We start from the raw sequence: 930 nt of genomic DNA on the forward strand, positions 1-930 counted from the left end.
CTCGTCTCGCATTTACTGGCGAATCTATAACAAGGCAGCCCAACTCGGTCTCGATATGTTTTGGTTTCGAAGTGAGTGTGAATTGAAAGATATGACGGTTGATGTGCTGCTAAATATTAGTGGTTATTTTGCTGGTATTTGTGCTTATAGCGCTTCAATCGTTGCAAGTTCGCCTGTAAAGGTGGTCACAAAAAAGAAACAAGTTGCGCTCGATATGCACGGGCGTATTCGTTGGGCTCGTCGACAAGTCGGTCGTACGTTAGCGGATATTGCTAAGTACTTGGATGGTGATTTGGAGAAAGTTTTCGGACTTCTCATATCCGAGGAAACGCAAGGTGATTTGCTCAACTTGCCTGACACATACAAACACATAATCAAAGAGATAATGGAGAATTAGCATGGCTGTTCGTTACGTTCTAACAGGTGGCACTTACTCAAAAGGTGTTGGTAAGCAATCTGGTAAAAAATATGAAATTGGTCGTTTGTTTGCTGGTAAGGCACTCAAGCCTTGGGAAAACGAAAACGGCTCTCAAATTGCGTTTGGCATTGAATCTGTTGAGGTTCCATTCGCGCCAAACGATGCACTTCTCGCTAAATTCGAAACAACGATGTGTCCCGCTCTTGTTGAGTTCGAATACGAACCTGACCCAGAAGACCCTCGCCGTAACTTGGTTTGCGATTTCAAAGTCATTCGCAGCCTGTTCGACAATCCTGTCTCTGATAAAGCTAAGTAAGGTTTTTAATTATGCCTGTGTGCGCACTTCCAAACGCTGACGGTTTTATTGCTGTCGTTCCTGAAGTTGATGCTGCTTCTTGTAGCGGTTACGTCATGGTTACGGCTCAAGAATACGGTTCGCTTATGGATTTCACTCAGGTTACTGGCTCTGAAGCCACTCAAATGTTTAGCCTCGGTTTTTCCTTGGTTTTCTT

At 44.1% G+C, this 930-nt stretch carries 2 protein-coding genes and 1 pseudogene; all 3 read left to right on the forward strand.

Going from position 1 to position 930, the window contains the following annotated elements; all coding sequences use genetic code 11:
• Window positions 1-397, forward strand: a pseudogene (locus R7Z77_RS24420) (replication initiation factor family protein); the annotation flags it as partial.
• A gap of 1 nt (window position 398) precedes the next feature.
• Window positions 399-734 (forward strand): hypothetical protein, encoded by a 336-nt coding sequence (locus R7Z77_RS24425; RefSeq protein ID WP_017636225.1) that lies wholly within the window; start codon window positions 399-401, stop codon window positions 732-734.
• An 11-nt stretch (window positions 735-745) separates the two neighbouring features.
• Window positions 746-930, forward strand: a 185-nt coding sequence (locus R7Z77_RS24430; RefSeq protein WP_318136938.1) for a single-stranded DNA-binding protein, incomplete at its 3' end; no start/stop codon positions are given.

Source organism: Vibrio sp. 1401, assembly GCF_033340295.1.